2 protein-coding genes are annotated in these 1,451 nt (G+C 61.8%); both read left to right on the top strand.

Annotated elements, in window-relative coordinates; genetic code table 11:
- The coding region (locus NW856_RS09925; RefSeq protein WP_414400058.1) for a sensor histidine kinase at nucleotides 1-1,006 on the top strand (1,006 nt) is incomplete at its 5' end.
- Between the two features lie 49 nt (nucleotides 1,007-1,055).
- Complete coding sequence (locus NW856_RS09920) at nucleotides 1,056-1,451, top strand: hypothetical protein (RefSeq protein WP_414400057.1); 396 nt, start codon at nucleotides 1,056-1,058, stop codon at nucleotides 1,449-1,451.

Genomic DNA, 1,451 nt, shown 5'->3' with positions numbered 1-1,451 from the left:
GCCTCCTCTGGAGCTGTTTGACTTGGATGGCCCGCCTCACCATCTCCAACTGGGTTTCCAAACGGTGGAAGGAGAGAGCGGCTTACTGTTGCGCCAGCTCACGCTGCCGGTGCAGCAGGAGGAAAAGCTACTGGGCTACTTGCAACTGGCGGTGCCCCTGGAACCGCTGCAACTTACCCTGGGTCGCTTGCGCTGGGGGTTGGGGATCGGGATCCCGCTGACGCTGGCGTTGATCGGCGGGGCCGGCTGGATCTTGGGGGGGCTGGCGATGCAGCCGATTCGTCGCTCCTACGAGCAGTTGCAACGCTTCACTGCCGATGCTTCCCACGAGTTGCGCGCCCCCCTGGCCGCCCTGATGAGCAATGCTCAAATGGCTCTGCTGGCCCCGGAACAAGCTCAATCTCGCCTGGAAAAGGTGGTGAGCGGTGCCCGCCGCCTCAGCGTGCTGATCGATACCTTGCTGCAGTTGGCCCGCCAGCAGGGATCCCTGCCCCTGGAGGATCTGCCGCTTCTGAATTTGCGAGCGCTGTTGCAGGAGCTGAGCGAGCAATACCGCCCCCAAGCTGAGGCCCTTGGCCTTCACTGGCAATGCCACCTGCCTGAGACGGATCTTTCTGGGGGTTGGCTTGTGCGGGGGAACGCTGCCCTGCTGCGGCAGGCCATCGAGAACCTACTGCGCAATGCCCTGCAGTACACCCCTGCAGGCGGCACAGTGCAGGTGAGCCTGGAAAGCCAGCGCCAGCGCGCTTACCTCCACGTCAAGGATACAGGCATTGGCATTCCCCCCGAGCATCTGCCCCATCTGTTTGAGCGGTTTTACCGGGTGGATGAAACCCGTGCTCGCCATACGGGTGGGTTCGGTCTGGGCCTGGCCTTGGCCCAGCAGATCGTCACCGCCCATCGGGGATCCCTGCGAGTGGCCAGCCAAGTGGGAGAGGGATCGATATTTACGGTAGAGCTGCCCTTGTCATCTTCACGTCATTTTTCTCCGCCATTCTCAAGATGAGCCGCGATAACCCAAACCGGCTTGTCCTGTCGATTGGAGTCTATGACCAATGACGATTCGTTCCTCTTTTGCTCGCGCTCTGGGTTGTTCTCTGCCGATTTTGGCTCTGCTCACCCCCCTGGTGCTGGGATCCCCGGCGCAAGCCCAGCGGGGCAGACGCTCTGCTCCTGAAGCCACAGCTCCCCTTCAGGTACAGCCAACTTGGCAGCGCCCGTGGGATCTTGAGCGAGCCAGCCGCGATCTGGCTAAGGCGCAGCGACACCTGGCCGAAGCCAGCTTCCTCTCTCAGCGGGGGTCTTCCCCAGAGGCTGCCCGCCTTTTGGAACACGGCCAGGAGAGTTTCACCAACGCCCAAGCCTCAATTGAGGCAGGGAATTTCTTCGCCGCCCGCGAGCAGGCCAAAGCAGCGGAAAACTTAGGTCGTGTTGATCTTATGTTAGGATAG

The organism is Synechococcus sp. R3-13 (genome assembly GCF_047462195.1).
Classification (GTDB): Bacteria; Cyanobacteriota; Cyanobacteriia; order Thermostichales; family Thermostichaceae; genus Thermostichus.
The sequence above is the reverse complement of the archived record's forward strand: the minus strand, read 5'-3'. Positions and strand labels throughout refer to the sequence as shown.